The sequence below is a fragment of the Snodgrassella sp. W8124 genome, from assembly GCF_016100875.1.
Taxonomy (GTDB): Bacteria; Pseudomonadota; Gammaproteobacteria; order Burkholderiales; family Neisseriaceae; genus Snodgrassella; species Snodgrassella alvi.
Window position 1 is genome coordinate 1,288,705 of the sequence record NZ_JACFRP010000001.1, and the last position, 25,998, is coordinate 1,314,702.

Here is a 25,998-nt window from a genome sequence, read left to right on the forward strand (position 1 = left end):
TGAGGCTGACTAAATTTAAAATTACTCAAATAATATTAATATATTTTTTATAAAGCTATTTTGAAATATTTTGTACTACTTTGGTTTTTGCAAGTTTATCCTGTAAAGTGATAGATAAAAATTTATCTGAAAGTAGTCGATATAGACACGTTAAATTGAATATATTTACCAAAAGAATGATAAATAATAACGGAAGTGTTGTTACTGATGACCATAGCTTAAGCAACGTCAGTAAGAAAAAATTCCAAAAATCCTCATTATGTAGATCTGGTAAATAAAAAATAGTTATTACAAGAAAAAATAAATATAAATAATAAATGATCTCCCTTTTTATTACATTAGTCCAAAAATCAGGCGAACTATTATCAAGGTGTATTACCCTGATACCCATTATTTTTTTACCTATAGACTGCCCTCGTGTCCGCATCCAGTAACACTGCCAGGCCGGAAAAATTATTAAAAATATAATACAAGCAAGAGTAATATAGAAAAAAATATTCGAATAAGGACGAATATGTAAAACAATATACATGACAATTGCAGTAGCGAGAAATAATTGTATATTGATCATACCTGCTATCACGTGTTGTAATGAAGTTGCAACAAGATAATCTTGTGTAGAAATATCATCTTTTTCATTCAAACCTTGTATTTTTGTAAAATCCTGTATCTTACTCAAGCTAACCTCAAATTAATTCATTTTATTTGATATTGATATAAATTGAATATTTTAAAATAATAAATAAAATATTTATATATTATTAAAAAATTTGCTAAAAATTCACTAATTGAATATTTTTTCATGACAAATAGAAAAATAAATATTGAAAACAAATGATTGACGATTGACAGGGAACAAAATAAAATAATTTACTACATTTAACCTATTTATAATTTAATATTATTTAAATTTGTTTTTATAAAAGTACTTACGACTAATGTTTGAGCAACAATACATTTCTTTAATACTTTTTTAACAAATTTTAAGGAAATACACTATGCCCAATACTCAGAAGAATTTTTCAAAGAATAATTATGATTATGATGATTTTCATGATTCGGAAATAGAAGTTGAACTTGCCAGTCCATGGGAAAGGAGCGCTGCGTATATAATTAACGCTGTTTTATATTCTCTATGTATATTTTTGGCTGCACTGCTATATGTATTTCATGAGGGTTCCCAGTCAGTATCTATGCAAATAAATTACCTAGATTACCTAGCTTTGATCATATGTATTTTAATACCTTCAATACCATTTATCACAGCACAATGGATTATGATGAGTAAAACTGGTCAGTCATTTGGTAAGCGCATTATGAAAATTAAAGTTATTAACCTTGACGGACGCAATCCGGGATTTGTCGGTACTGTATTAATTCGTGAAATTTTGTTTCAAACAATTATCATTATTTTTTCATACTTATTGATTGAAATTTTCAACCTTAATCCTGAATCTACTGAGAAAATATTTAACTATTTAATTACATTTATTTGTTTTTTTATGCTGTTCAGAACAGAGGCCAATCGTCGTACTCTCCAAGATTATTTGGCCAAAACAATTGTCATAAAAAAATAATTTTATATACTTAAGATTATTACATACTGATATGTCGTTTCAGCAATATTAATTTCTGTGTAGTCTGAAATTAACCTGTTAAAATTATATAATCAATTCAGTTCTAAGTTTACAAACATCAACTGCCTGCGTACCATGCTGGCAGTTGTTTTACATTTACAGATAAAAACCAATACAAGGGAATGCATAATGCCACAATACCGTTCACAAACTTCTACACATGGGCGCAATATGGCCGGTGCACGTGCGCTCTGGCGTGCAACAGGTGTCGCTGATAATGATTTTGGTAAACCGATTATTGCCATAGCCAATTCTTTTACTCAGTTTGTTCCCGGACATGTGCATTTGCACGATATAGGTCAGCTGGTAGCACGTGAAATCGAACGTTCTGGCGGTATTGCCAAAGAATTTAATACCATCGCGGTTGATGATGGCATCGCTATGGGACATGAAGGAATGCTTTATAGTCTGCCTTCACGCGACCTGATTGCGGATAGTGTGGAATATATGGTCAACGCACATTGTGCTGATGCACTGGTGTGTATATCCAATTGTGACAAAATTACTCCGGGAATGCTGATGGCATCCATGCGCCTAAACATTCCGACTATTTTTGTCTCCGGTGGTCCGATGGAGGCCGGTAAAATTATCTCAGCCACCAATGGTGAGCAACAAATCCGCAAGCTGGATCTGATTGATGCAATGATTGAGGCTGGTAACGATAAAATCAGCGATGAAACGGTTGCACAAGTGGAGCGTAGTGCCTGCCCTACCTGCGGTTCATGCTCAGGTATGTTTACGGCTAATTCAATGAACTGTCTGACTGAAGCGCTGGGTTTATCCTTACCCGGTAATGGTTCTTTACTCGCTACTCATGCATTACGTAAAGAACTTTTTCTTGAAGCAGGCCGGCGTATTGTTGAATTAGCCAAACGCTATTATGAACAGGATGACTCCAGTGTGCTTCCGCGCAGTATTGCAACTAAGGCAGCTTTTAATAATGCTATGAGTCTGGATATTGCTATGGGTGGTTCTACCAATACGGTATTACACTTACTGGCAGCTGCGACCGAGGCCGGTGTTAATTTTAAAATGGCTGATATTGATCAGTTAAGCCGCCATGTACCCTGCCTGTGTAAAGTGGCTCCGGCTACACAAAAATATCACATGGAAGATGTGCATCGTGCCGGAGGTGTTATGGCCATTTTATCCCAGCTTAATCATGCTGGTTTACTTGATACCAGTGTACATACTGTACATATGCCTACTCTGGCAGATGCGATTAAGCACTGGGATGTAAGCAATCAGAACAATACTGAGGCAATACAACGATATCGGGCTGCACCGGGCGGCATCCGTTCAACAGAGGCCTTCTCACAAAACGCGATGTGGCCTACTCTGGATCTGGATCGTGAAAATGGCTGTATCCGTGATAAACAGCATGCTTATTCTCAGGACGGCGGTCTTGCTGTGTTATTCGGTAATCTCGCAGAACGTGGCTGTGTAGTTAAAACGGCTGGTGTAGATGATAGTATTCTTAAATTTACCGGCCGTGCTCGGGTGTTTGAAAGTCAGGATGAAGCTGTTGAAGCCATTCTAGGTAATCAAATAGTAGCTGGTGATGTGGTTATTATCCGTTATGAGGGTCCCAAAGGTGGTCCAGGAATGCAGGAAATGCTTTATCCGACCAGTTATCTGAAATCTAAAGGTTTGGGTAAAGCATGTGCTCTGCTTACAGACGGTCGTTTTTCCGGGGGCACCTCGGGTCTTTCGATTGGTCACGCCTCTCCTGAAGCTGCTGAAGGCGGCAATATCGGGCTGGTACAGGAAGGAGATATTATCGAAATTGATATTCCTGAACGCCGGATACACCTGGCTGTATCTGATGCAGAGTTGGTACAACGCCGCACAGAAATGGAAAGTCGTGGTGCCCGTGCATGGAAACCTGTTAAACGTCAGCGTCATGTCTCTGTTGCTTTACGTGCCTATGCAGCCATGACTACAAGTGCTGATACCGGTGCTGTACGTGATGTAACACAGGTTGAGCGACAAGATTAATTCATTCTGTCGGAGTACCCGTTTCGCTGTCCGGATAGCGAAACGGGTTTATTTTTTAATCAAAATACACAGTGTATTAATTTGATATTCTGATCAATTATTTAAATATGATTAAAGTGGTCAGATTAGCGCTATATGTGCAAACATGCTATTGTAACCATGTTGTAATATGCTTTTACTGTTTGTCACTATGTCTGCTGCTGATTTTCCCTTTCCAGTAAGTGCCAATACGCTTGCCAAACTGAACAAACTCAATATTACTAATATATGGGATCTGGCTTTACACTTACCATTACGCTATGAAGATGAGACACATATTACGCCGATTGCTGATGCACAGAACGGGGTGCCGGTACAGATTGAAGCGACTGTTATTCATCAGCAAATACAATTCCGTCCGCGTAAACAGCTGGTAGTACAAGTTCAGGACGTATCCGGACATGTCTTGTACCTGCGATTTTTGCATTTTTATCCTAATCAGCAAAAACAACTGGCAGAAGGTAATGTGATTCGGGCTCTGGGTGAAATCAGACATGGTTTTTTTGGCGATGAGATGGTGCACCCAAAGATTCGCACTGATATTGATAAAGGACTGGCAGAAAGCCTCACTCCTGTTTATCCCACCGTTAACGGACTAAACCAGCCTGCTCTTCGCCGGCTGATTCAGGCTGCACTTAAGCACTTGCCGGCAGATGATACACTGCCGGCTGAATTATTACAGCAATTACAATTACCTCCCCTGCTGGAAAGCCTGATTTTTCTGCACTCTCCGCCACCAGAGTACACTGCGCGTGATTTACATGAAGGTACTTTACCGGCATGGCAAAGACTGAAATTTGATGAATTGCTGGCTCAGCAGTTATCCATGAGGCTGGCACGCCAGCAACGCTTAAACGGGCATGCAAAAGCTTTAACTGGTAACGGCCATATTAGTGAGCACTTACTGGCTAATCTGAGTTTTACCTTAACAGAAGCTCAGCAGCGTGCTCTTTCTGAAATCACTGATGATTTAGCCCAGACACACCCGATGCACCGTTTACTACAGGGAGATGTGGGTAGTGGTAAAACCATTGTTTGTGCTCTGGCAGCGGCAATTGCAATAGAAGCCGGTTTTCAGGTAGCGGTCATGGCACCCACAGAAATTCTGGCTGAACAACATTATCTGAAATTTACACAATGGTTTTCACCTTTAGGAATCCGGATTGCCAGACTTTCAGGCAGTATGCGCAAAAAAGCCCGTGATGAAGCACGGAAAGAACTGGCAGATGGTACTGCTCAGCTGGCAATAGGTACGCATGCTCTATTTCAGGATGATGTTACTTTTCATAATCTGGGTCTGATTATTGTTGATGAACAGCACAGATTCGGTGTTGCCCAGCGTCTGGCATTAAAAAATAAAGGTGAAGATGTACATCAGCTGATGATGTCCGCAACACCAATACCCCGCACACTGGCAATGAGTTTTTTTGCCGATCTGGATGTTTCTGTCATTGATGAACTGCCTCCCGGACGAACACCTGTTATAACCCGTCTGGTAAACACGGCCCGCCGTCAGGAAGTTGAAAAACTGGTAAAGCATACCTGTGCACAAGGCCGGCAGGTATACTGGGTCTGTCCGTTAATTGAAGAATCTGAAGTACTGCAATTGCAAACTGCCGTAGATACAGTTGCTCAATTACAGACGGCGTTACCGGAACTGAATATAGGCTTAATACATGGACGGCTCAAGCCGGCAGAAAAAGCAGCTGTTATGACAGCATTTGTTGAAGGCAGTATTCAGGTACTGGTAGCTACAACAGTGATTGAAGTTGGTGTAGATGTACCCAATGCCAGTCTGATGGTAATAGAACATGCTGAACGTATGGGGCTGGCACAATTGCATCAGCTTCGCGGTCGGGTGGGACGTGGAGCAGCAGCCAGCCGCTGTGTATTGTTATTCAGTGAACCTCTTAGTGATGTTGCCAAAGCACGTTTGAAAGTAATTTATGAAAATACCGACGGCTTTGAAATTGCCCGGCAAGATTTGAATATTCGCGGACCGGGAGAGTTTCTGGGAGCACGCCAGAGTGGTGTGCCGATGCTGCGTTTTGCCAATCTGGAAGAAGATCTGCCCATACTGGAAAAAGCACGTGATTTAGCGCCTGTTCTGATTAGCCAGCAACCTGAAGTAGTCAATAAACACTTGCAACGGTGGCTATCTCAACGGTCTGCTTATTTGGGCGTATAAAATATTTATCTGTATTAACAGCTCCAGTGAAACCTGAAAAATTTAATGACAAAATTCAGCAGCTATATTCTCAGGACTAAACAATTAAACCAGCAATATTTCAAGCTAAAATAAAAAAACCTGTTTGCAAAATCAAACAGGTTTTAAAATCTGGCACGCCCACGGGGAATCGAACCCCGGTTACCGCCGTGAAAGGGCGATGTCCTAACCGCTAGACGATGGGCGCATAGCTTGATGGTGCACCCGGAGCGATTCGAACGCCCGACCCTCTGGTTCGTAGCCAGATACTCTATCCAACTGAGCTACGGGTGCACTGCTTTCGAACTCGTTTAAGAGTCACCGAAAATCAAGAAGCGCGATAATACGCAATAAATGGTCTTTTGGCAAGCCAAAAATAGATAAAAATGAAAACAAATAGATAAATATCTTGATTTTTATATATTTATTTTGCAACTATATAAGCAAAAAAATCTACAGCATTCCGATTCCGGATACTTCACGCGCCAGCTTTGCCGCAGTATTGTCAGTCATACCACCAACAAAATCCAGAACTTTCATATATCCCAGATATAAACCATCCTTTTTATCCAGTTTTTGTTCTTTTAATAATGACAATGCCAGCTCCTGCCTTTTACTAAGCTGATCGGTTTTAATAAAGGCATGCACCGCAGGTACAAGCAAACCCAGTATCGAGCCCAGACAAGGAAAAGTAGCAATTTCAGTAATCAGTTTGCTTTGATGGCGGAATATACGTGTGCGAGCCAGCTCTTTTGCAGCGTTCAGGGCTTCACTAACATCCGGACTAGCCAGAGCAAGCAAATCCTTACCACGAAATGAACCATTCAATAAATCCCGATGATGCTTAATAAAAGTATGTGCAATATCGTCTACTGCTCTTCCGATGGCAATTCCGCGCAAGCGGGCACAACGCTCCTGACTGCTATAAGACTGCCAGAAATATTCTTTATTTGTCAGCCTGGATAGTATTTGCTCTACGTCTGCCACCTGTAATAATCCCATTTCAACAGCATCTTCCAAATCCAGCAAGGCATAACAAATATCATCAGCAGCTTCCATTAAATATGAAAGCGGATGGCGCATCCACTGATTTTCACCGGTTTGCGGCAATCCCAGCTGTTCTGCAATACAGCGCATAAAGGGCAGCTCAGTCTGATAAATATTGAATTTATTCCGCCTATGCGGTGCAGAACTGGTCCACGGATACTTAATTAAAGCACCGATAACAGCAGCAGTCAGACGCATTCCGCCATCATTCTGATACATTTCCAGACTGGCTACCAGACGCAAGCTATGTGCATTTCCTTCATAAGTTTCGATATCATTGCGTTCAGTATTGCTCAATTCCTGTAAATAATAAGCATGCTGCGGATCACGGAACCACTCACGCAAAGCATCTTCACCTGTATGACCAAATGGCGGATTACCGAAATCATGAGCCAGACAGGCAACCTGTACAATCGCCCCGATATCAGCAGCATGGCTGCCAGATGGCAGGAAATGGCCGGCATTCAGCATTACACCGACCCGATTTCCAAGACTGCGCCCGACACTGGCAACTTCAACACTATGAGTCAGACGATTATGCGTATGGTCATGTAAGGCAAACGGATGAACCTGCGTTTTACGGGCGAGACGACGAAAACCACTGGAAAAAACCACACGATCATAATCAATATGAAAATCAGTACGCAGTGCATCCGCCCCCTCTTCACTTGAAGCGGTCACTGTAGGCACAATACAACCATTTTCCGGCTTAAAGCGCTGGGTACTGAGCAACTTAGTCCAGTCCATGCAATATGATGATTTTTTCATATTCAGATAAATTGAAAGCTGCATATGCCGGCTGAGATAATCAGTCGCCATTCTTTAGCTCAGTTTCAACTCATTTATTCCTTCGTTATTATGTTGAAATAATCATAGCATGCAGAAAGTCACATTGTGATTAATTTTAAAAATGATTTTTCCACTCCCTTAAATAAGTAAACACTGCCAATGGTTGGGCAAGCTGATGCTCTGAGAGGCCTTTTTGGCGTAATGTGGCAATCACTTCCGGCTGACTGGTACGCAAAAAAGGATTGATTGTGCGTTCATGTGCCAGACTTACCGGTAAGGTAGGTAATTTATCTGCCTGTACTAATGCTTTTCTGATTGCAGAATTATTCGGTTCAACGGCTTGTGCAAATTTCAAATTTGCTGCGGTATATTCATGTGCCGGATAAAACAAGGTATCAGGCGGCAGACTGTTTAAACGCTGCAAACTGCTGAACAATTGTGCCATAGTCCCATTCACTCGTCCGCAGCCTGCACTGAACAGCGTATCACCACAAAATACTCTGTAACGACCGGCAGAATCGCATACTAAATAAGCCAAATGATCTGTAGTATGCCCGGGAATATGCCAAACTGTTACATGCTGACCGAATACCTGAAATTTACTGCCTTCAGTTACGGGTATATTCACAATATGCCAATCAATGCAACCGGTAATCTGGCATTGCGAATAATGTTTTTTTAATTCCGCCACCCCATCAATATGGTCATAATGAGAATGAGTAAGCCAGATAGCATCCAGGGTCAGGTTGTGTTCAGTCAGATAATTTATGACAACAGGTGCTTCGCCCGGGTCAATTACTATAGCCTGATTTTCTTGCTGCAACAGCCAGATATAGTTATCAGAAAGAGCGGGTAACGGGATTATTTTCATGACAAATATAAATTTATTAACAATATAACAACCAGTACTGCAAAGCAATCAGCGTTTTTCCATCATGAATCTGATTATTTGCCAGTGCCGAACGCACTTGCTCACGATTGAGCAACACTGGTTCAATAATTTCATCTTCATCCGCCGCCAGGGCACTATTTGGTTGCACATTTTCAGCCAGATAAAGATACATTTTTTCATCACCGAAACCGGGAACAGTATAAAAAGTATGTATCAGTTTTACTTCAGCAGCAGTATAAGGGGTTTCTTCAGCCAGCTCGCGCAAAGCAGCATGCGCAGGATCTTCATTTTTTCCGTCCAGCTTACCTGCCGGGATTTCCAGTAAAGCCTCACCTACCGGATAGCGCCACTGTCGTACCAATACCACTTTTTGCTCAGCCGTAACCGCAAGTACAGCCGCGGCACCCGGATGCTGTACAACTACCCGCTGTGCCTGGTTGCCATTGGGTAAACGAACAGTGTCCTCTGAAACATTTAAAAAGGAACCGCGATAAACTTCTTTACTGGAAATTTTGGTTTCAGTCAGATCCATATTGATACTTTCTATATGTCTAAAAACACTAGCGTAGTCATTTCAGCAGCAGAAGGCAATATGGCATGTCCGGCTTTAGTTTAAAATTATTAATTATATATTCGTTGTATGATCGGATTAATTATGTATTTATCTTTATTTGCCATTGCTGCCGGCGCAGCTCTGGGTGCCATCATGCGCTGGTTTCTGGGAATCTCGCTGAATACGTTTCATTCCGGTTTGCCCTATGGCACACTGCTGGCAAACTGGATCGGTGCTTATCTGATTGGTCTGTTCAGTGCATTGTGTATACATTTTACCCAGATCGCTCCGGAATGGCGTCTATTTGTTATTACTGGTTTTCTCGGCGGGCTGACTACGTTTTCCACCTTCTCACTCGAAGCCGTGCAAATGCTTTTGTCACAACGTTATACTCTGGCAGTAACACATATACTGCTGCATACAGGCGGTTCTTTACTGCTGACTATTCTGGGTTTGGTAACTGTGCACTGGTGGCTTAAAACCGGCTAAGATATGATTTTGTATTGATGGCGAGCTTTGTAAAAAGCCGAGTTACTATTAACCATCGACAGGCTGAGCTGGAGTATCCAGAATTAACTGATAAAGTGCCGCATCCAGCCAGTGACCAAATTTAAAACCAATCTGAGGCAATGTGCCAACATGTTTGAAGCCAAGCTGTTCATGCAGAGCAATACTGCTGTCATTGGCTGCATCAATCACACCCATTAATACATGTAAATCAGCCTGACGTGCACGTACAATCAGTTCCTGCATCAGTTTGCGTGCCAGTCCCTGCCGGCGACAGTCATTACGCACATATACACTGTGTTCCACCGTATATTTATTGGCAGGATAATCACGGAATGCGCCCCATGAAGCAAAAGCCAACAGTTCACCCTGACTATTTACTGCACCGATAACCGGAAAATTGCGCTCACGTTTAGCTGCAAACCAGCCACGCATAAATGATAGTGAACGGGGCTCATAATCATACAGTGCAGTTGAGGTGGTGATAGTATCGTTAAACAGCGCCAGAATGGCTGCCGCATGTTCCTTTTCATTACATTCAATCAGCTCAACTGCGTTACTTTTGCCGGTATTCATTTTTTTCCCATATAAAAAAACTGCCTGTAAACACAGGCAGCTTACAAATATTAAACTACACCTTTTTTAGCCAGATAACCTTCATAATCACCCAGATAATATTCATAACCACCTTCACCATCCAGCTCAATAATCTGTGTAGCCAGACTGGAAACAAACTGGCGGTCATGAGATACAAACACAAGAGTACCCGGGAATTTTTCCAGCGCCATATTCAGCGCCTCAATACTTTCCATATCCATGTGATTTGTAGGTTCATCCATTACCAGCACATTAGGTTCCTGCAAAATCAGTTTACCATATAGCATACGGCCTTTTTCACCACCGGAAAGTACCTGTACCTGCTTGCCGACTTCATTACTGCCAAAAAGCAGACGGCCTAAAGTACCGCGAATCACCTGCTCATCATCGCCTTCCTTGCCCCACTGACGCATCCATTCAGTCAAAGTCATAGATACATCGAAATCATTTTCATGATCTTGCGGGTAATAGCCAACCTGTGCTTTCTCTGCCCATTTTATAGTACCGCTATCTGCTTTAATGCCATCAGTGTATGCTTCATTATATGCACCAGCCAGTAATTTCAGCAGTGTAGATTTACCGGCACCGTTAGGACCGATAATTGCCAGACGTTCACCGGCATCAAGCATCAGATTCAGCTTTTTAAACAATTGCCGGTCAAAACGTTTTGATAAATCCTCAACTTCAAGCGCCTGCCGATGTAGCTTTTTCTTATCATCAAAATTAAAGCGGATAAACGGGCTTTGACGGCTGGAAGGTTTCACTTCCACCATATCTGCCTTAATTTTATCAGCCAGTTTCGCCCGGCTGGTTGCCTGTCTTGCCTTGGATTTATTGGCAGAAAAACGTGCCACAAACTCCTGTAATTCCTGAAGTTTTTCCTTAGCTTTAGCATTATCCTTTAAAGTACGTTCACGTGCTTGTGCAGAGGCAAGCATATAATCATCGTAGTTGCCTGGATACAATGTAATGCCACCATAGTCTACATCGGCCATATAAGTACATACTTCATTCAGAAAATGGCGATCGTGCGAAATAATAATCATGGTGGATTCATAGCTGTTCAGCACACCTTCCAGCCAGCGAATAGTATTAATATCCAGATTATTGGTCGGTTCATCCAGCAACAGCACATCCGGTTTGGAAAACAGTGCCTGTGCCAGTAATACGCGCAGTTTAAAACCCGGTGCAACTTCACTCATGCTGGCATTATGCAGATGCTCATCGATACCGACACCGGCAAGTAATTCTCCCGCCCGTGCCTCAGCTGTATAGCCGTCATACTCGGCAAATTTTGTTTCCAGATCGGCTGCACGCATATAATCATCTTCAGTGGCATCCGGATTAGCATAAATGGCGTCGCGTTCTGTCATGGCTGCCCACATTTCTGTGTGCCCCATCAGTACCACGTCCAGTACGCGCATATCCTCATACGCAAACTGATCCTGTCTCAGCTTACCCAGACGCAGGCCTTGATCAATGGCCACCTCACCACTAGTGGGTTCGAGATCACCGCCGAGAATCTTCATAAAAGTTGATTTACCCGAGCCATTAGCACCAATCAACCCATAACGATGGCCTCCACCGAACTTAACCGATACATTCTCAAACAATGGCTTCGCGCCAAACTGCATCGTAATATTATTGGTACTGATCACTGCAATACTTCCTTTAAATTCCTGACAAAATATTCTGATTTTAACACAGACACGTGCCAAAATTCGGCAAAGTCTGTGCTGTCGTTTACAATATCGTTATTTAAAATGTAAAAGTACCTTTGATTTATCGCAAATTTATCATGCCATGTTCAGATTAAATCCGAAACTGATTGCCTTATTACTATTTTGTGGTGCCATTGCCGGCGTGGCAGGCATGTCACTTATCGGATTATTGCATTTCATTCAGCAGTTAGTGTACGGAATAGTCCGTACAGACGGTATCACATTTCGTAATATTGTCGAACAAACCACAGCCATACATCGTTTACTTGCATTAAGTGCATGTGGCGTAATAGCGGGCGCCGGCTGGTATCTGCTGCACCGTTTTGCTCCCAAACTGGTTGATATCAGGGAAGCAATTGGCAACAGTGCCACACCTATACCGTTAGTTTCTACTTTCTTTCATGGTATGTTACAGATATTCACAGTAGGCATGGGTTCACCTCTCGGACGTGAGACAGCACCACGTGAAATCAGTTCAGCTATTGCAGATTTTATCGGCCGGCGATTTAACATCAGTACAGAAGAGAGAAAAGTCCTGCTTGCCTGTAGTGCAGCCGCCGGTCTGTCCGCGGTTTTTGATGTACCTCTGGCCGGTGCTCTGTTTGCACTGGAAACTTTATTATTCAGTTTTCAGCGCAATACCGTTATTGCGGCTTTAATCTGCTGTACAACCGCAGCATGGGTAGGCCGGATCGGACTGGGTAGCCAGCCAGCCTATCAGCTACCGGCAATTACCCTGAACAGTCAACTGTTAATCTGGTCGTTGTTGCTGGGACCACTGATTGTTGCATTCTCATGGCTGTTACAATACCAGCTCGCCTATTGCAAACCGGCTGTACGTACCAGCCCCAAGCTGATCTTTATCAGTATCGGTGCCTTTATACTTATCGGGGTTTTGTCCATGCAACTACCGGAGATACTTGGTAACGGAAAAGCCGGTAATGAACTGTTATTTAATGACCAGATAAGCTGGCATTATGCTCTGGCACTATTAATCGGTAAATGGCTGGCGCTTCTACTGGCCACCCGTGCCGGAGCATACGGGGGATTTATTACTCCTTCGATGATGCTTGGCGGTCTGATTGCATTACTGGCAGCCACTGCATGGAACAGCATGCTGCCACCTGTTCCCATAGTCGCCGCAGTTGTGACCGGAGCTACCGTTTTTCTGGCAGTACAGCAAAAAATGCCTCTTACCGCCATATTATTTTTATTGGAAATAACCAATATTACGCCCGACATGATAATGCCAATTTGCCTGTGTCTGCTTACAGCACTATCCTGCCAGCAAGGATTGAACAAAAAACAAAGTTAAACAGTATATATAATAATTTTACTACTCAAACCAGACAGTTTTCTGCTTCTGCCAGCCAGTCACGCGCCTGTAAATATCCGGCCAGACCGGCTTCAGCAGAACCAGGTACCGGTTCATACTGATATTCAAAGCGGGCTAAAGGCGGCATAGACATCAGAATAGATTCTGTTCGCCCGCCGGCATGTAAACCAAACTGAGTGCCTCTGTCCCACAATAAATTAAATTCAATATAACGTCCGCGCCTGTATAACTGAAACTGACGTTCACGCTCGCCAAAATCCATATTTTTGCGCCGCGCCACAATAGGCAGATAAGCTTGTAAATAAGCAGCACTTATTGCACGTACAAAAGCAAAACAACGAGCAAAATCCCAGCGGTTTAAATCATCAAAAAATAAACCGCCTACCCCTCGCTGTTCCTGCCGGTGAGGCAGATAGAAATAACGGTCACACCACTCTTTAAATTCAGAATATACCGTTTCACCAAAAGGCAGACACGCATCATAAGCAACCTTATGCCAATGCACTACATCTTCAATAAATGGATAAAAGGGGGTCAAATCAAAACCGCCGCCAAACCACCAGACCGGATTACTGCGTTCCGGATATGCAATGAATAAACGTACATTCGCATGACTGGTAGGTATATATGGATTACACGGATGTACCACCATTGACACCCCCATTGCTTCATAAGGAGCTCCTGCCAGATACTGGCGTTTACGCACAGCTGAAGCCGGCATAGCGGTACCCTTAACATGAGAAAAATTAACGCCAGCCTGTTCAAACACAGCACCTTGTTTGAGCACCATACTGCGCCCGTTTCCCAATTTGCCAGACCATTCATCTGTTACAAACCCCGCAGTACCATCTTCTTTTGCCAGGGCATCAGCCAAATGTAATTGTAAGTTTTGAAAAAAATCCAGATTTTGATTAAAGACATCGCAACTCATAAAAAACCGCAAACTAAGTTTAATTAATATATGTATAATATTAATTAATATTTGTAATACACAATCTACAATAACAGATTATTTTAATCAGTATTATTGTTACCTGACAGTATTTATCGCTTATTTAACAATACGAAACTATCAGTATAAATATTAAAACATGATATTTTTTGTATATTGTACATTTAATCAACACACTAAATCCGAAAAGGAAATCTGAATGCAACTTTATATTTATGACCATTGTCCCTACTGTGTACGAGCCAGAATGATATTCGGTAAAAAAATAGTACCAGTAGAAAATATCTATCTGCTGAATGATGACGAAGACACCCCGAATAAATTAATCGGAAAAAAAATGGTACCGATTCTGGTAAAAGATGATGGTACTGCCATGGGTGAAAGTCTGGATATCGTTCACTACATTGATCAGCTTTCTGGTACAGCTCTTATAAACAATACTGTACGCCCTGAAATTGAAGGCTGGATAAAAATTGTTGATACTTACCGTAATTTCCTGACTTTACCGCGCTGCATCAGTATTAACCTGCCTGAGTTTGCGACGCAGAATGCCATCAACTATTTCATCAACAAAAAAACAGCTATTTTTGGTGATTTTCAGCACCATTTACAAAACAGTCAAACCTATATTAACCGGTTCAATGCCGATCTGATTGCACTATCGCCGCTAATTGTGAATGATCATGGTAGTAATGGTACTTTCGGAATGGAAGATATTCTTTTATTTCCTTTATTGCGCAATATGACTATGGTCAAAGGAATCGAATGGACTGCGCCGGTGCTGGATTATATGCACAGCATTAGCCGGATTACCCGCATTCCATTGTTTGATGACCGCGCAATCTGATTATTAAGCAGTTTTTGGCAGCCGGCAAAACATAAAGGCTGCCATTTTTATAAAAATTTATTCGAAAATATCGATTTTAAATGATTTTCAACAATAATCTTGTTTTGTTGATTACACAATATTACAATACAAACAATATTGATAAAGAATTAATATAAATATTTTATTTATTTATAACATATAGTTATATAAATAAATAGTAAGAAAATATTTTACTTTATTATTTTTGAAATAAATAATCAATTTTAAGAGGAAATACAGCATGTCTAAAACGAAAACTGTATCAGAAATATTGGTTGATGTTCTTACTGAAGCAGGTGTCAGCAACTGTTACGGCATTATCGGTGATACCCTGAACTTTGTTGGCAAAGCGATAGAAAAAAGTAGCATTAACTGGGTGCATACACGTCATGAAGAAGCAGCTGCCTTTGCTGCCGGCGCTGAAGCTCTGATTACAAACAAACTTACTGCATGTGCCGGTTCCTGCGGTCCCGGCAGCTTGCATCTGATTAACGGCTTATACGAATCCAACCGCAATAATGCACCAGTAATTGTTATTGCCAGTCAGCTGGCCGCCACTTCTATGGGCACCGGATTCCCGCAGGAAGTGGATTTCCTCAAGGTCTATCAGGATACAAGCGTTTTCTGCCAGATGGTAAACCAGCCGGAAGAAGCTCAGCGTATATTCACTCAGGCCGCACAAGCTGCCATTAATAAACGCGGTGTAGCCGTTGTTATTCTGCCCAGCGACATCAGCAAAATGGAAGTAGCTGAGAAACCAGTAAAAATATGGCACCCACAACCAGTTACCCGTCCGAATGATAACGAAATCGAAGAACTGGTCAAAGCAATTAATCAGGGAAATAAAATCACCATTTACGCTGGTTTTGGCGCTAAAGATGCACATGATGAAGTAATTGCACTGGCAGAAAAACTAAAGGCACCAGTTGTACACACTTCCCGTGCTAAAGACAGCATTGCCTGGGATAATCCTTATCAGGTGGGCATGACCGGGATGTTTGGTACTAAGGCTGGTTATGATGCCATCAAAAACTGCGATACCTTATTATTACTCGGTTGCAGCTTTGCATGGTCTGAATATTATCCGGAAAAGGCCAATATCATCCAGATTGATCATGAAGCTACTCAGTTAGGCTTGCGTCATCCGATTAATCTGGGGCTGGTTGGTGATGTTAAAACCACTCTGCAAACAATTTTGCCGAAAATACAAACTCGTAACGACAGCAGTTTTCTGGAGCACCATACCGCTTTATTTGCCAAAATTATGGATAAATTTGAAACGTATGCCACTCCGGATGACAAACACCCAATTCACCCCCAGCAACTAATCGAATTGATAGATAAGTATGCCAGTGATGATGCATTGATTACCGCAGATGTAGGAACTCCAATGCTGTGGGGAGCCCGCTATTTAACCATGAATGGCAAACGGCGCTTCCTGACCAGCCTTAAACATGGCACCATGTCAAACGGTATGCCACAGGCTTATGGTTTCCAGAAAGCCTTTCCGGGCAGACAAGTCATTTCTTTATCCGGAGATGGCGGTTTAGCCATGCTGATGGGTGATCTGCTTACTGCCAAACAGGAAAATCTGCCGATTAAAATAGTTGTTTTCAACAACAGTTCCCTGAACTTCGTGGAGCAGGAACAAAAAGGCGAAGGTTTGGTAGAAGTCTATGTTGACCTGAAAAACGGTGACTTCAAAACCATTGCAGAAGGCTGTGGTTTCAGTGCTCAAAGCGTAAGCAAATCTTCTGAGCTGGAGGCCGCTGTAAAAACATTTCTTGCACACGAAGGTCCTGCATTACTGGATGTCGTAATCAGTGATAAAGAACTGATAATGCCACCAGCAATCAGCTATGAAAATGTGAAAAACATGGTCTGGTATGGTTCTAAAGCCATCCTCGAAGGTAAAGGCAAAGAAGTTATTGATATGATCAAAAATAACATCTAAACCTTAACAGGCCCGCTGATTGATGCAGCGGGCGCTTTTTTACACATTAATCAAAAATAATTATTTAAATTAATAATTTAATTGTATTCTTGAATCTCTTATTATTTGAAATAAAAAATAAGTCAAAATTTATGCACACTATTCATAGCCGTATTAAACAAGCTAGAACTAATAAAGGTTTAACCCAAGCTGAATTAGCAGAGAAGTTAAATATATCAATTACAGCTATCCAACTATGGGAAAATAAAGATGAGACTAAAGCCACAGCTCCAAAAAGAAAACGGCTAGAGGAAGTAGCAAAAATTTTAGGAGTAACGGTTACATGGCTATATACAGGGGAAAATTTAATACAAACAGAAGAAAATCCAAAACCAACTGAAAACCCCAGTCCAAGAGACGGATATAAAAAAATTATGATATACAATATTGATTTATCAAAAAATCATGAAAATACCAAATGGGTTTTATCAGAATTTGAAGAGCCACTACTCATAAATAATAATTGGTTCAAATCTAAAAATTTAATTCCTGATGATTTGCGTGCCATGCGTGTAAAAGGTAACAGCATGGCTCCTAACTTGGAAAATAATGACATTGTTATGATAAACACTAATGATGTTGAACCTATTGATGGTGAAATATATGCTATTACTTACAATAAACATTTTTTTATAAGACAAATCCGTCAAACTGTTGATGGTATAAATCTCATAAGCTCAAATAGTGATTATGAAACTATTAAGATTTCTTATAATCATCTAGATAACTTTATAATTTTAGGAAAAAAAGTCTGGCGTTGTGGCTAGTTAATATTCTTTATTTCTTTTTATCTTCCGACATTTTGAAAATAGACATCAAAATTTTTTATACATTTAACATAAAATATTTTTCTAATTCATAAAGATAGCTAATTAATATGAAATAAAATTTTAGTGATACAAAATACAAATATCCGGCAGCATCAACAATCTAAAAGCAACTTCAAAACTAAAAAATATTATATTTTTAACAACAATCTATTCTATTTTTATATTTTTTAAAATCAAATAGTTAATTATTAACATTAATTACTCCTTTTCATTCCAAAGAATTTAAAGTATTGTTATTTCTTAACTTTTATTCGAACCGAGTAAAAGTTATCTGTCAGTAGTGATTTCGGAAAGTCAGGCATTCCAGACCACACGGAAACACGACTGATCTAAAAATTAATATGGTCATTAAATGTAATAATAAACTACCCAGCTCTTGATAACATTGATTGCTGGGTAGTTTTCGTTTCTGTGCTTAATAATTTATCCAAACAACTTCGATATGATGCATCGGGATAATCGGCATAATTACAGATTGCGTACAGCTTTCTTCATTTTACGCAACCATTTTCGCTGGCTGCGCATGTCTGGCATTCCTGCTGCTCCATACTGCCAGTCTATATACTGTGTCAATAAAGCAGCCAAATCTTCATTAAGCAAATTATGCTCTGCCAGTATATTTTGTAACTCAAGCGGACCGATTGCAGATAATTCTGACTCTTCACCTTCTACAATAGTCTGCTTAAGCAGATTAATACCATCGGTTAATGGCTGAGTCTGCACATTACCCTGACGGCGTAACCAGAAAATCAGTGGAAGTGACGTAATGACAATTGCGATTATAATGACTATTATCAGTACATATACAGGTATATTTTTTAAATTCAGCCAGCTAAGTATTGACTTCTGACTACCCCTATCATAATTAACCACCCATTGCTGCCAGTAAAACTGACCATTATCCAGATATTTCTGTAATAACGGAAAAGCTGAAGATAATCCGGCACGCTGTTCTGCCGGTAAAGCACTTTCCACCCCTTTGTCTATACGCACTGATGAAACTGCCGTGGTCGGATCTACCCGTTTCCATAAACCCTTTTCAGCAATCCAGATTTCAGTCCATGCATGGGCATCCTTACTGCGAATTTGCCAGAACTTATTGTCAGGGTGATATTCTCCTCCCTGATAACCAATTACGATTCGTGCCGGCACACCGATTGAACGAGCCAGCCACACCATAGCGTCTGCATAATCTTCACAAAAACCTTCATGTCCCTCGAATAAAAAATAATCTATTTTATTCTGTGTTTCATTGTTCCGTTTTGGGGTTAGAGTGTATTGAAAATGACTGCTTTTGAAATAAGTTAGTATATGATTGATAAACGCTTCGCTGCCGCCAGATTTATCGGCCAGCTGTTTTGCCAGTCTGCGGGTTTCAGGATTCAGTCCATCCGGCAACTGGGTATAATAATTCAGTAAACCCTGATCCATTTGCTGACGCAGGTATGGTGTCATCTGAGAATATAAATGTACCCTGCGCAGACCTTCGCGACTATTATTGACCCTGACAACGTTACCTACTCGTCGGCTGAAACCAAACTGTTCATTAGGCAAAGGCTGATCTAGTGCCGGTAATCGCCCGTGATCATCCTGAATAATCAGCTCATATCCTACCATTTTACTGTCGGTACGCTGTTCCAGCAAAGCTCTGCTTGGCAGCTGTAAAGTATCTTCATCCGTATACTGTTCTTTTACTGCATGCCATTTTCCATCCGTGTTATTACCCATTACCATTACACGCCAGTACATATCAGCATTGCGTGGAATAGCATTATTATCAAAGATAACATTGAAAGCCAGTTCATTACTCAAAATCAGATTGCTGACACTCCCTGATTCAAGGGTATCCGACAATCCTGTAACAGATGATTGCTGCGGCTGCGGCACACCCCATAATGGCGTATTTCTGCGCGGCATCGCTATAAATAAAATAACGGCCAGTGGAAAAGACAGAATTAAAATTACTGCACCCTGCCGTATTGCCATCATAGGTTTGATGCCCGCAAGTAATCCCAGAGATGAAATCAGGCAGAACAACGCTACAATCAGCCAGGGGGCCATTAATATACTTTGATTAAACAGCAGACCGCCGCCCATCAGTACTAGCTGAGCTAACAATAATATTTGCCAGTCGCGTAAAGTTTCACCCTCAAATGCCTTGAGTATTATCATTAACATGAGCAAAGAAACACTGGCATCCCGGCCAATAATCGTTCCCACACGAAAATATACCCATACAGAAGTAGCCACCAGCAATATTATTAATGCCCATAACGGCAATTTTTTAATACTGGTAAATAGCAAAGCAACGCGCGCAATCCACAACAGAGCGAATGCAGCGCACACACTCAGAGGTAATTCAAATAATAAGGGTAACGATACCCATGCCAGCATCAGTAACAGAATAAGCTGGGTGCGTACAGATGGGGATTTACGTAAAAAAACCGGATCAGCAAGCCACATTACCATCTACCCAAAGCATTCAGGCATTTTGTCCGTTGACCTGTCGTTGCCTCATAGCGCTGTCTTGGTAACTCCAGTATATATTTTTCCCCGATAGCATCTGCTGCCAGTACCCGATAGCACATCATACTCGCCATCTTTTCCAGGCTGGTTCCCTGAGGATAATCCCGATAGGAAATCAGTAGCGGCTCAGCCCGCTTACCTCCCTGTTCAAAATATTTATCCAATAAATCACCTGTTTTGGCATAATGTTTCCATGCTATCTGCCGCATTGAAGCTGAACTCTGATGAGGCAGCAGATAAGCCGGATCCTGACCGCTCAGACTGATTTGGGTGCTGGGTACGTCATCACTGCTACGCTGTGCTGAAATAGTATGTTCTAAAGGTTCCGGAAAAATCACAAGTTCTTCAGTAAATTCCCATTGAGTTTTAATCATCAGTAACCCAAATGGCGCCATACTGGCTCCGGCAAGTATTAACGGTGGCAGAATACCGCGGCGCTGCGGAGGTAATTTCCAGAGAAATTCAGTATTTTCTGGTGTAATTGTCCACAATTCCCAATCACTGGCTGTGCCGGTTATTTCCTGTGCTGTTTGCAGCCATAACCAGCGTGTACGTTTGCAGCTGTCACAGGCTCGCAAAGTCAGAACACATTCTTTACCGGCAAAATATTCCTGTTGGGGTTTAATCGTCAATACTATCCCGGTAAGCTGGCGGACACCGGCAAGTGCACCAAATAATAAAATGCCCACTAACCAGAACACCAGTGCATGAGCTACGTTTACCTGATAATTAACTGCCATAACCCATAACAGAAAACTGGCAATAGCCACACCCCAGCCCATACGTGTCAGGTTGACACGTATATTACGTGCACGCAAAGCTGTGTGCCCGTCAATAAGTGTAGGTGCAGGTGTCTCAGACCACAGCCACATGGTCCAGCATTCCTGTGAGTAAAGTACTGCTTCGGGACTGACTTTGTAAAGGTTGCAGGCGGTGTGCCGCTACTGCTACCCAGACAGCTTTCACATCTTCCGGAACAACATGTGCTCTTCCCTGTACCCATGCATATGCTTTTGCAGCCTGAACTACCGCCAATCCGGCACGCGGACTCAGCCCGACTGCGAATGTACCCGGAGTACGCGTAGCTGCAACTAGCCGATAAATATAATCCGCTGCAGCTGCAGATAAATTTATTTTGGATACTTCTGCCTGCCATTGCTGTAATATTTCCGCATTGCATACTGCTTTAATGCGCGGCACAAACTGGCGACGCCCGCCAGAGATGTAAAGCTGTTTTTCTTCTTTTTCTGCCGGATAGCCAATACTCAGACACATCATAAACCGGTCCAGCTGCGATTCAGGTAAAGGGTAAGTACCCAGCTGTTCTGTCGGATTCTGGGTAGCAACTACAAGAAATGGTTTCGGCAGCGCATAGGTTTTACCATCCACAGATACCTGCCCCTCTTCCATAGCTTCAAGCAAAGCCGATTGCAGTTTGGGAGAAGCACGGTTAATTTCATCAGCCAGTAAAAAAGAATTGAAAACCGGTCCCGGATGAAAAATAAACTCGTTGGAATTTGGCTGGAATATACTGACTCCCAGCAAATCAGCCGGTAACATATCGTTAGTAAATTGTACGCGCTGGTAATTTAATCCTAGTACCGCTGCCAGTGCATGCGCCAGTGTGGTTTTACCAACTCCTGGTACATCTTCAAGCAGAATATGTCCGCGTGCCAGTACACAGGTAACAATTTGTATCAGCAATTGTTGTTTGCCCAGAATAAGGGCATTGAGTTGTTTGAAAATCGGTTCGAGTTTTGGATTCATATTTGGATACAGTAATAATAAAAAATCCGGCAGTGATATCGGGTTTGTTATCGCAGAATGTAACTACTGGACATAATTCTGTATTATTTATACAAAATTTATTTTATACATATATTTTTGCAGCAATACATACGTATATAAATTGTAAAAATTAAATTTTATAACGAATATTAACACTATTCATGAGTATATGTACATTATTCAATGCGAATATATTCTACTGTTAATATTTCAATATTTTCCACTCCATCAGGGCCATGCAAACGCACTTCATCACCTTCATGTGCTTTCAATAAAGTACGCGCAAGCGGTGAAACCCAGGAAATTTTATTTCTACTGGTATCGATTTCATCTGTACCTACAATATGTACAATCTGCTCCTGACCATTGCCGCGTAAAATAGTTACAGTAGCACTAAAAAAAATCTGATCACTGGGTTCACGTGCTTCCGGATCAATAACCTGTGCAGCTTCCAGTCTTTTAGTCAAAAAGCGGATACGTCGGTCAATTTCACGCAACCTGCGTTTCCCATACAGATAATCACCATTTTCACTTCGGTCACCATTACCCGCTGCCCAGTTCACCACATTAACAATTTCAGGACGTTCTTTATGAACAAGCTGATAAAGCTCATCCTGTAAAGCCTGATGGCCCGAAGGGGTAATATAATTGGGTGCAGTCTGGGGTGCTGACACATTACTCATAAACTGTCTCCATAATTGACACAAAAAGGCTGTCTGAAAACACAGACAGCCTGCATGATTCTTCCAGAATTCAGCGATTATTTACGCTGGGCATCTACAGCAGCCAAAGCCACCATATTTACTATACGGCGTACAGAAGCCATAGGAGTAACAATATGTACAGATTCATTCATACCCATCAGAATCGGGCCAATCGTTACGCCATGAGATGAAGTACGTAATAGATTGTAACTGATATTCGCTGCTTCAACATTCGGCATTACCAGCAAGTTTGCTGCACCTTTTAGTTTGCAGTCCGGCATCAGTTTCTGACGCAGTTTTTCATCCAGTGCCAGATCACCCTGCATTTCACCATCCACGTTTAGCTCCGGAGCTGCCTCTTTAATTAAAGCAAGCGCTTCCTGCATTTTGGTGCTGCTTGGTTGATCGAGTGAGCCGAAGTTTGAATTGGACAATAAAGCCACTTTTGGTTCTATACCAAAACGTTTCATTTCATCAACACACATCAGTGTATTAGCAGCAATCTGCTCTGCAGTCGGTTCCGGATTAACATAGGTATCGGCAATAAACATATTACCTGAAGTCATAATCAGTGCATTCATAGCACAGGCATTCTGTTCAGGATTGTTATAGCCGATTACTTCTTCCAGAATATTGAAATGATCATGGAAGCGACCTACCGTGCCACACAGTAATGCATCGGCACTGCCCATTCGCACCAGCATTGCACCAATCAGAGTAGAACTGCTAATCATCCGGCGCCGGGCCATTTCCTCGGTGACACCGTGACGTTTACGCAGCTCGTAATAAGCCTGCCAGTATTCACGGTAGCGAGGATCATCCTGATTATTAACAATCTCAAAATCCTTGCCTGGCTGTATAGTCAGACCCAGTTTTTTCGAACGTGCTTCAATTACTGCCGGCCGGCCAATCAGAATCGGGAAGGCCAGCTTGTGGTTAACAATGTGCTGCGTTGCATGCAGAACACGCTCATCCTCACCTTCACACAATACCACACGTTTCAGTTCTTTTTTCGCCTGAGAGAATACCGGTTTCATAAACAGGCTGGATTTATAGACAAACTGACTCAGTTTCTCTACATAGGCTTCCATGTCATCAATCGGACGGGTTGCCACACCGGAATCCATAGCTGCTTTGGCTACAGCAGGCGCCACTACAGCAATCAGACGAGGGTCAAATGGCTTAGGAATCAGATATTCACGTCCGAAAGAAAGCTCGGTATTGCCATAAGCAGCAGAGACTTCATCACTTAGCTCAGCTTTGGCCAGTTCAGCAATAGCATGCACACAGGCCAGCTTCATCTGTTCATTAATGGTAGTTGCACCTACATCCAGTGCACCACGGAAAATAAACGGGAAGCATAGAACATTATTTACCTGATTCGGAAAATCAGAACGTCCGGTACCAATTACCGCATCCGGTCGTGCAGCTTTAGCTTCAGGCGGCCAGATTTCCGGAGTCGGATTAGCCATAGCCAGAATAATCGGATCTTTGGCCATAGTTTTGAGCATATCCACGCTCAACACATTCGGACCAGATAATCCGAGGAAAATATCTTTGTCATGAACAGCATCAGCAAGCTTACGCTGACCATTATCCGGTATAGCGAATAATTTTTTCGATTCCACCATGTTTTCTTCACGATTCTGGTAAATCACACCTTTTGAATCGCACACAGTGATATTTTCACGCTTCATACCTAGCGCAACCAGCAGCTCCAGACAGGCAATCGCTGCTGCACCGGCTCCGGAACATACTAGTTTAACCTGACTGATATCTTTACCAACAACTTCAAGACCATTTTTAATCGCTGCTGCAGTAATAATTGCTGTACCATGCTGATCATCATGGAATACCGGAATGTTGCAACGCTCACGCAGTTTTTTCTCAATATAAAAACATTCCGGTGCTTTAATATCTTCAAGGTTAATACCGCCGAATGTCGGCTCCAGTGAAGCAATAATATCTACCAGTTTGTCCGGATCAGTTTCATTAATTTCGATATCGAATACATCAATACCACCGAATTTTTTGAACAGTACCCCCTTACCTTCCATTACTGGTTTTCCGGCCAGAGCACCGATATTACCCAAACCCAGTACCGCTGTACCATTGGAAATAACTGCAACCAGATTACCGCGTGCAGTATATCTGTATGCATTCAGGGGATCACGGTGAATTTCCATACACGGTGCAGCCACACCCGGTGAATAGGCCAGTGACAAATCATATTGAGTAGCCAATGGTTTGGTAGGCGTAATTTGAATTTTACCGGGACGGGGTTCTTCGTGAAAATGTAATGCTGCTTCTTTGATTAATTCATCCATATCTTTTCTCAGTCTTAGGTTTTCAATACCAGTAAGCTGTTCTTGAAAGAGCACGCTAAAAAGTCACTTTTACCCGAGCAATTTACTAAATATGGCCAAGATAAAAGTTATTCACATTATAGCGTTAATTAACAAAATCATACACCGCTTTATTATCAGTATAATCAATTGCCATTCATTGTAAACATCCGGTTCTTGCAATTCTGCTGGATTTAAAACAACTATTCTTTAAACCGGAAAATACGTTTTCTTATTTTTATAAAACATCAGTCGGTATTTATTAAAATTATTTTTACCGGTTAATTTAAATTCAGTCTGAATCATCATATTTCATACAATACAGCCTACTGATTAATTTATATAGATTCAGGAAATATAGTTCAGTTAAACTAATTAAAAAGAGAAATTATAGTTTTATAATCTAACAATATTATTCAGAATATAATTTATTTAAATGAAACCTATGCTATTAATCAGACAATGATTTCAGCAAATTTTAACTGATATATCAATAAGCCGGCGCATCTGATATCTGAAACGCCGGCTTTTCTTTTAAATATCGAATTCAATATATTATATTTAAAGATTATAAAGTAAGTTCCATCTGCATATTTAATAAGTTAAAAGTATTTGCCTGACCAGTGATTTCCTTAAAACCGGTTTGTAGATAAAGGTCTATTGTCGGCTT

Annotated in this window: 20 protein-coding genes and 2 tRNA genes; 8 read left to right on the plus strand and 14 right to left on the minus strand. The window is 41.5% G+C overall.

The annotated features are described in order from the left end of the window. Positions 1-55: 55 nt before the first annotated feature. Positions 56-679: an RDD family protein gene (locus tag H3U73_RS10825; protein WP_198190170.1), complete on the minus strand. Its 624-nt coding sequence runs from the start codon at positions 677-679 to the stop codon at positions 56-58. 319 nt (positions 680-998) lie between these two features. On the opposite strand from H3U73_RS10825, the gene H3U73_RS05685 reads away from it, so the two are divergent. The 3 genes from H3U73_RS05685 (at position 999) to recG (ending at position 5,862) form a co-directional block, all read left to right on the plus strand. Next, the gene (locus H3U73_RS05685; protein WP_084550530.1) at positions 999-1,577 is read left to right on the plus strand and encodes an RDD family protein; all 579 of its coding nucleotides are present in this window, start codon (positions 999-1,001) and stop codon (positions 1,575-1,577) included. Positions 1,578-1,766: 189 nt separating this feature from the next. After that, complete coding sequence (ilvD, locus tag H3U73_RS05690; RefSeq protein ID WP_198190171.1) at positions 1,767-3,635, plus strand: dihydroxy-acid dehydratase; 1,869 nt, start codon at positions 1,767-1,769, stop codon at positions 3,633-3,635. 190 nt (positions 3,636-3,825) lie between these two features. Further along, positions 3,826-5,862, plus strand: coding sequence for an ATP-dependent DNA helicase RecG (gene recG / locus H3U73_RS05695; protein WP_198190344.1), 2,037 nt, complete (start codon positions 3,826-3,828; stop codon positions 5,860-5,862). Between the two features lie 151 nt (positions 5,863-6,013). On the opposite strand, the gene H3U73_RS05700 is transcribed toward recG, so the two are convergent. The 5 genes from H3U73_RS05700 to H3U73_RS05720 all read right to left on the minus strand — a co-directional run bounded on the left by H3U73_RS05700 (position 6,014) and on the right by H3U73_RS05720 (position 9,140). Beyond that, a tRNA-Glu gene (locus H3U73_RS05700) sits at positions 6,014-6,088 on the minus strand. Positions 6,089-6,097: 9 nt separating this feature from the next. After that, a tRNA-Arg gene (locus tag H3U73_RS05705) sits at positions 6,098-6,174 on the minus strand. A 159-nt stretch (positions 6,175-6,333) separates the two neighbouring features. After that, positions 6,334-7,674: a deoxyguanosinetriphosphate triphosphohydrolase gene (locus H3U73_RS05710; protein WP_198190345.1), complete on the minus strand. Its 1,341-nt coding sequence runs from the start codon at positions 7,672-7,674 to the stop codon at positions 6,334-6,336. Positions 7,675-7,831: 157 nt separating this feature from the next. Beyond that, positions 7,832-8,587: a hydroxyacylglutathione hydrolase gene (gene gloB / locus H3U73_RS05715; protein ID WP_100125293.1), complete on the minus strand. Its 756-nt coding sequence runs from the start codon at positions 8,585-8,587 to the stop codon at positions 7,832-7,834. A gap of 16 nt (positions 8,588-8,603) precedes the next feature. After that, complete coding sequence (locus H3U73_RS05720; RefSeq protein WP_025330368.1) at positions 8,604-9,140, minus strand: NUDIX hydrolase; 537 nt, start codon at positions 9,138-9,140, stop codon at positions 8,604-8,606. 123 nt (positions 9,141-9,263) lie between these two features. Between H3U73_RS05720 and crcB the strand changes: the two genes are divergently transcribed. Further along, positions 9,264-9,650 (plus strand): fluoride efflux transporter CrcB, encoded by a 387-nt coding sequence (gene crcB, locus H3U73_RS05725; RefSeq protein WP_198190172.1) that lies wholly within the window; start codon positions 9,264-9,266, stop codon positions 9,648-9,650. 48 nt (positions 9,651-9,698) lie between these two features. Here the strand turns inward: crcB and H3U73_RS05730 are convergent, their stop codons facing one another. Further along, positions 9,699-10,244, minus strand: a complete 546-nt coding sequence (locus tag H3U73_RS05730; RefSeq protein ID WP_084564786.1) for a GNAT family N-acetyltransferase — start codon at positions 10,242-10,244, stop codon at positions 9,699-9,701. Positions 10,245-10,294: 50 nt separating this feature from the next. Further along, positions 10,295-11,923 (minus strand): ABC-F family ATPase, encoded by a 1,629-nt coding sequence (locus H3U73_RS05735; protein WP_174829967.1) that lies wholly within the window; start codon positions 11,921-11,923, stop codon positions 10,295-10,297. A 145-nt stretch (positions 11,924-12,068) separates the two neighbouring features. On the opposite strand from H3U73_RS05735, the gene H3U73_RS05740 reads away from it, so the two are divergent. Beyond that, positions 12,069-13,301 carry a chloride channel protein gene (locus H3U73_RS05740; RefSeq protein ID WP_198190173.1) on the plus strand — a complete coding sequence of 411 codons (1,233 nt, stop codon included), beginning with the start codon at positions 12,069-12,071 and terminating at the stop codon, positions 13,299-13,301. Between the two features lie 25 nt (positions 13,302-13,326). Here H3U73_RS05740 and hemF read toward each other — a convergent pair whose 3' ends face one another. Beyond that, positions 13,327-14,253, minus strand: coding sequence for an oxygen-dependent coproporphyrinogen oxidase (gene hemF / locus H3U73_RS05745; RefSeq protein WP_084550518.1), 927 nt, complete (start codon positions 14,251-14,253; stop codon positions 13,327-13,329). A 220-nt stretch (positions 14,254-14,473) separates the two neighbouring features. Between hemF and grxB the strand changes: the two genes are divergently transcribed. From grxB to H3U73_RS05760, 3 genes are all read left to right on the plus strand, one after another. Continuing rightward, positions 14,474-15,121 carry a glutaredoxin 2 gene (gene grxB, locus H3U73_RS05750; RefSeq protein ID WP_037392813.1) on the plus strand — a complete coding sequence of 216 codons (648 nt, stop codon included), beginning with the start codon at positions 14,474-14,476 and terminating at the stop codon, positions 15,119-15,121. A 262-nt stretch (positions 15,122-15,383) separates the two neighbouring features. Then, positions 15,384-17,096 carry a thiamine pyrophosphate-dependent enzyme gene (locus tag H3U73_RS05755; RefSeq protein ID WP_110414071.1) on the plus strand — a complete coding sequence of 571 codons (1,713 nt, stop codon included), beginning with the start codon at positions 15,384-15,386 and terminating at the stop codon, positions 17,094-17,096. Between the two features lie 131 nt (positions 17,097-17,227). After that, positions 17,228-17,902, plus strand: coding sequence for an XRE family transcriptional regulator (locus H3U73_RS05760; RefSeq protein WP_198190174.1), 675 nt, complete (start codon positions 17,228-17,230; stop codon positions 17,900-17,902). Positions 17,903-18,433: 531 nt separating this feature from the next. On the opposite strand, the gene H3U73_RS05765 is transcribed toward H3U73_RS05760, so the two are convergent. From H3U73_RS05765 to H3U73_RS05785, 5 genes are all read right to left on the minus strand, one after another. Beyond that, entirely contained in the window at positions 18,434-20,434 is a 2,001-nt protein-coding gene (locus tag H3U73_RS05765) for a DUF3488 and transglutaminase-like domain-containing protein (RefSeq protein WP_198190175.1), read from the minus strand. Continuing rightward, on the minus strand, positions 20,428-21,363 hold the full coding sequence (locus tag H3U73_RS05770; protein ID WP_198190176.1) for a DUF58 domain-containing protein: 936 nt from the start codon (positions 21,361-21,363) through the stop codon (positions 20,428-20,430). Before H3U73_RS05770 ends, H3U73_RS05765 begins: the two co-directional genes overlap by 7 nt. Then, positions 21,347-22,258 (minus strand): MoxR family ATPase, encoded by a 912-nt coding sequence (locus H3U73_RS05775; protein ID WP_037392804.1) that lies wholly within the window; start codon positions 22,256-22,258, stop codon positions 21,347-21,349. Before H3U73_RS05775 ends, H3U73_RS05770 begins: the two co-directional genes overlap by 17 nt. Before the next feature lie 197 nt (positions 22,259-22,455). Next, a complete protein-coding gene (gene greB, locus H3U73_RS05780) occupies positions 22,456-22,962 on the minus strand; it encodes a transcription elongation factor GreB (RefSeq protein WP_084550506.1) in 507 nt (168 codons plus the stop codon). A gap of 77 nt (positions 22,963-23,039) precedes the next feature. After that, entirely contained in the window at positions 23,040-25,310 is a 2,271-nt protein-coding gene (locus tag H3U73_RS05785; RefSeq protein WP_025330355.1) for an NADP-dependent malic enzyme, read from the minus strand. Positions 25,311-25,998: the final 688 nt, after the last annotated feature.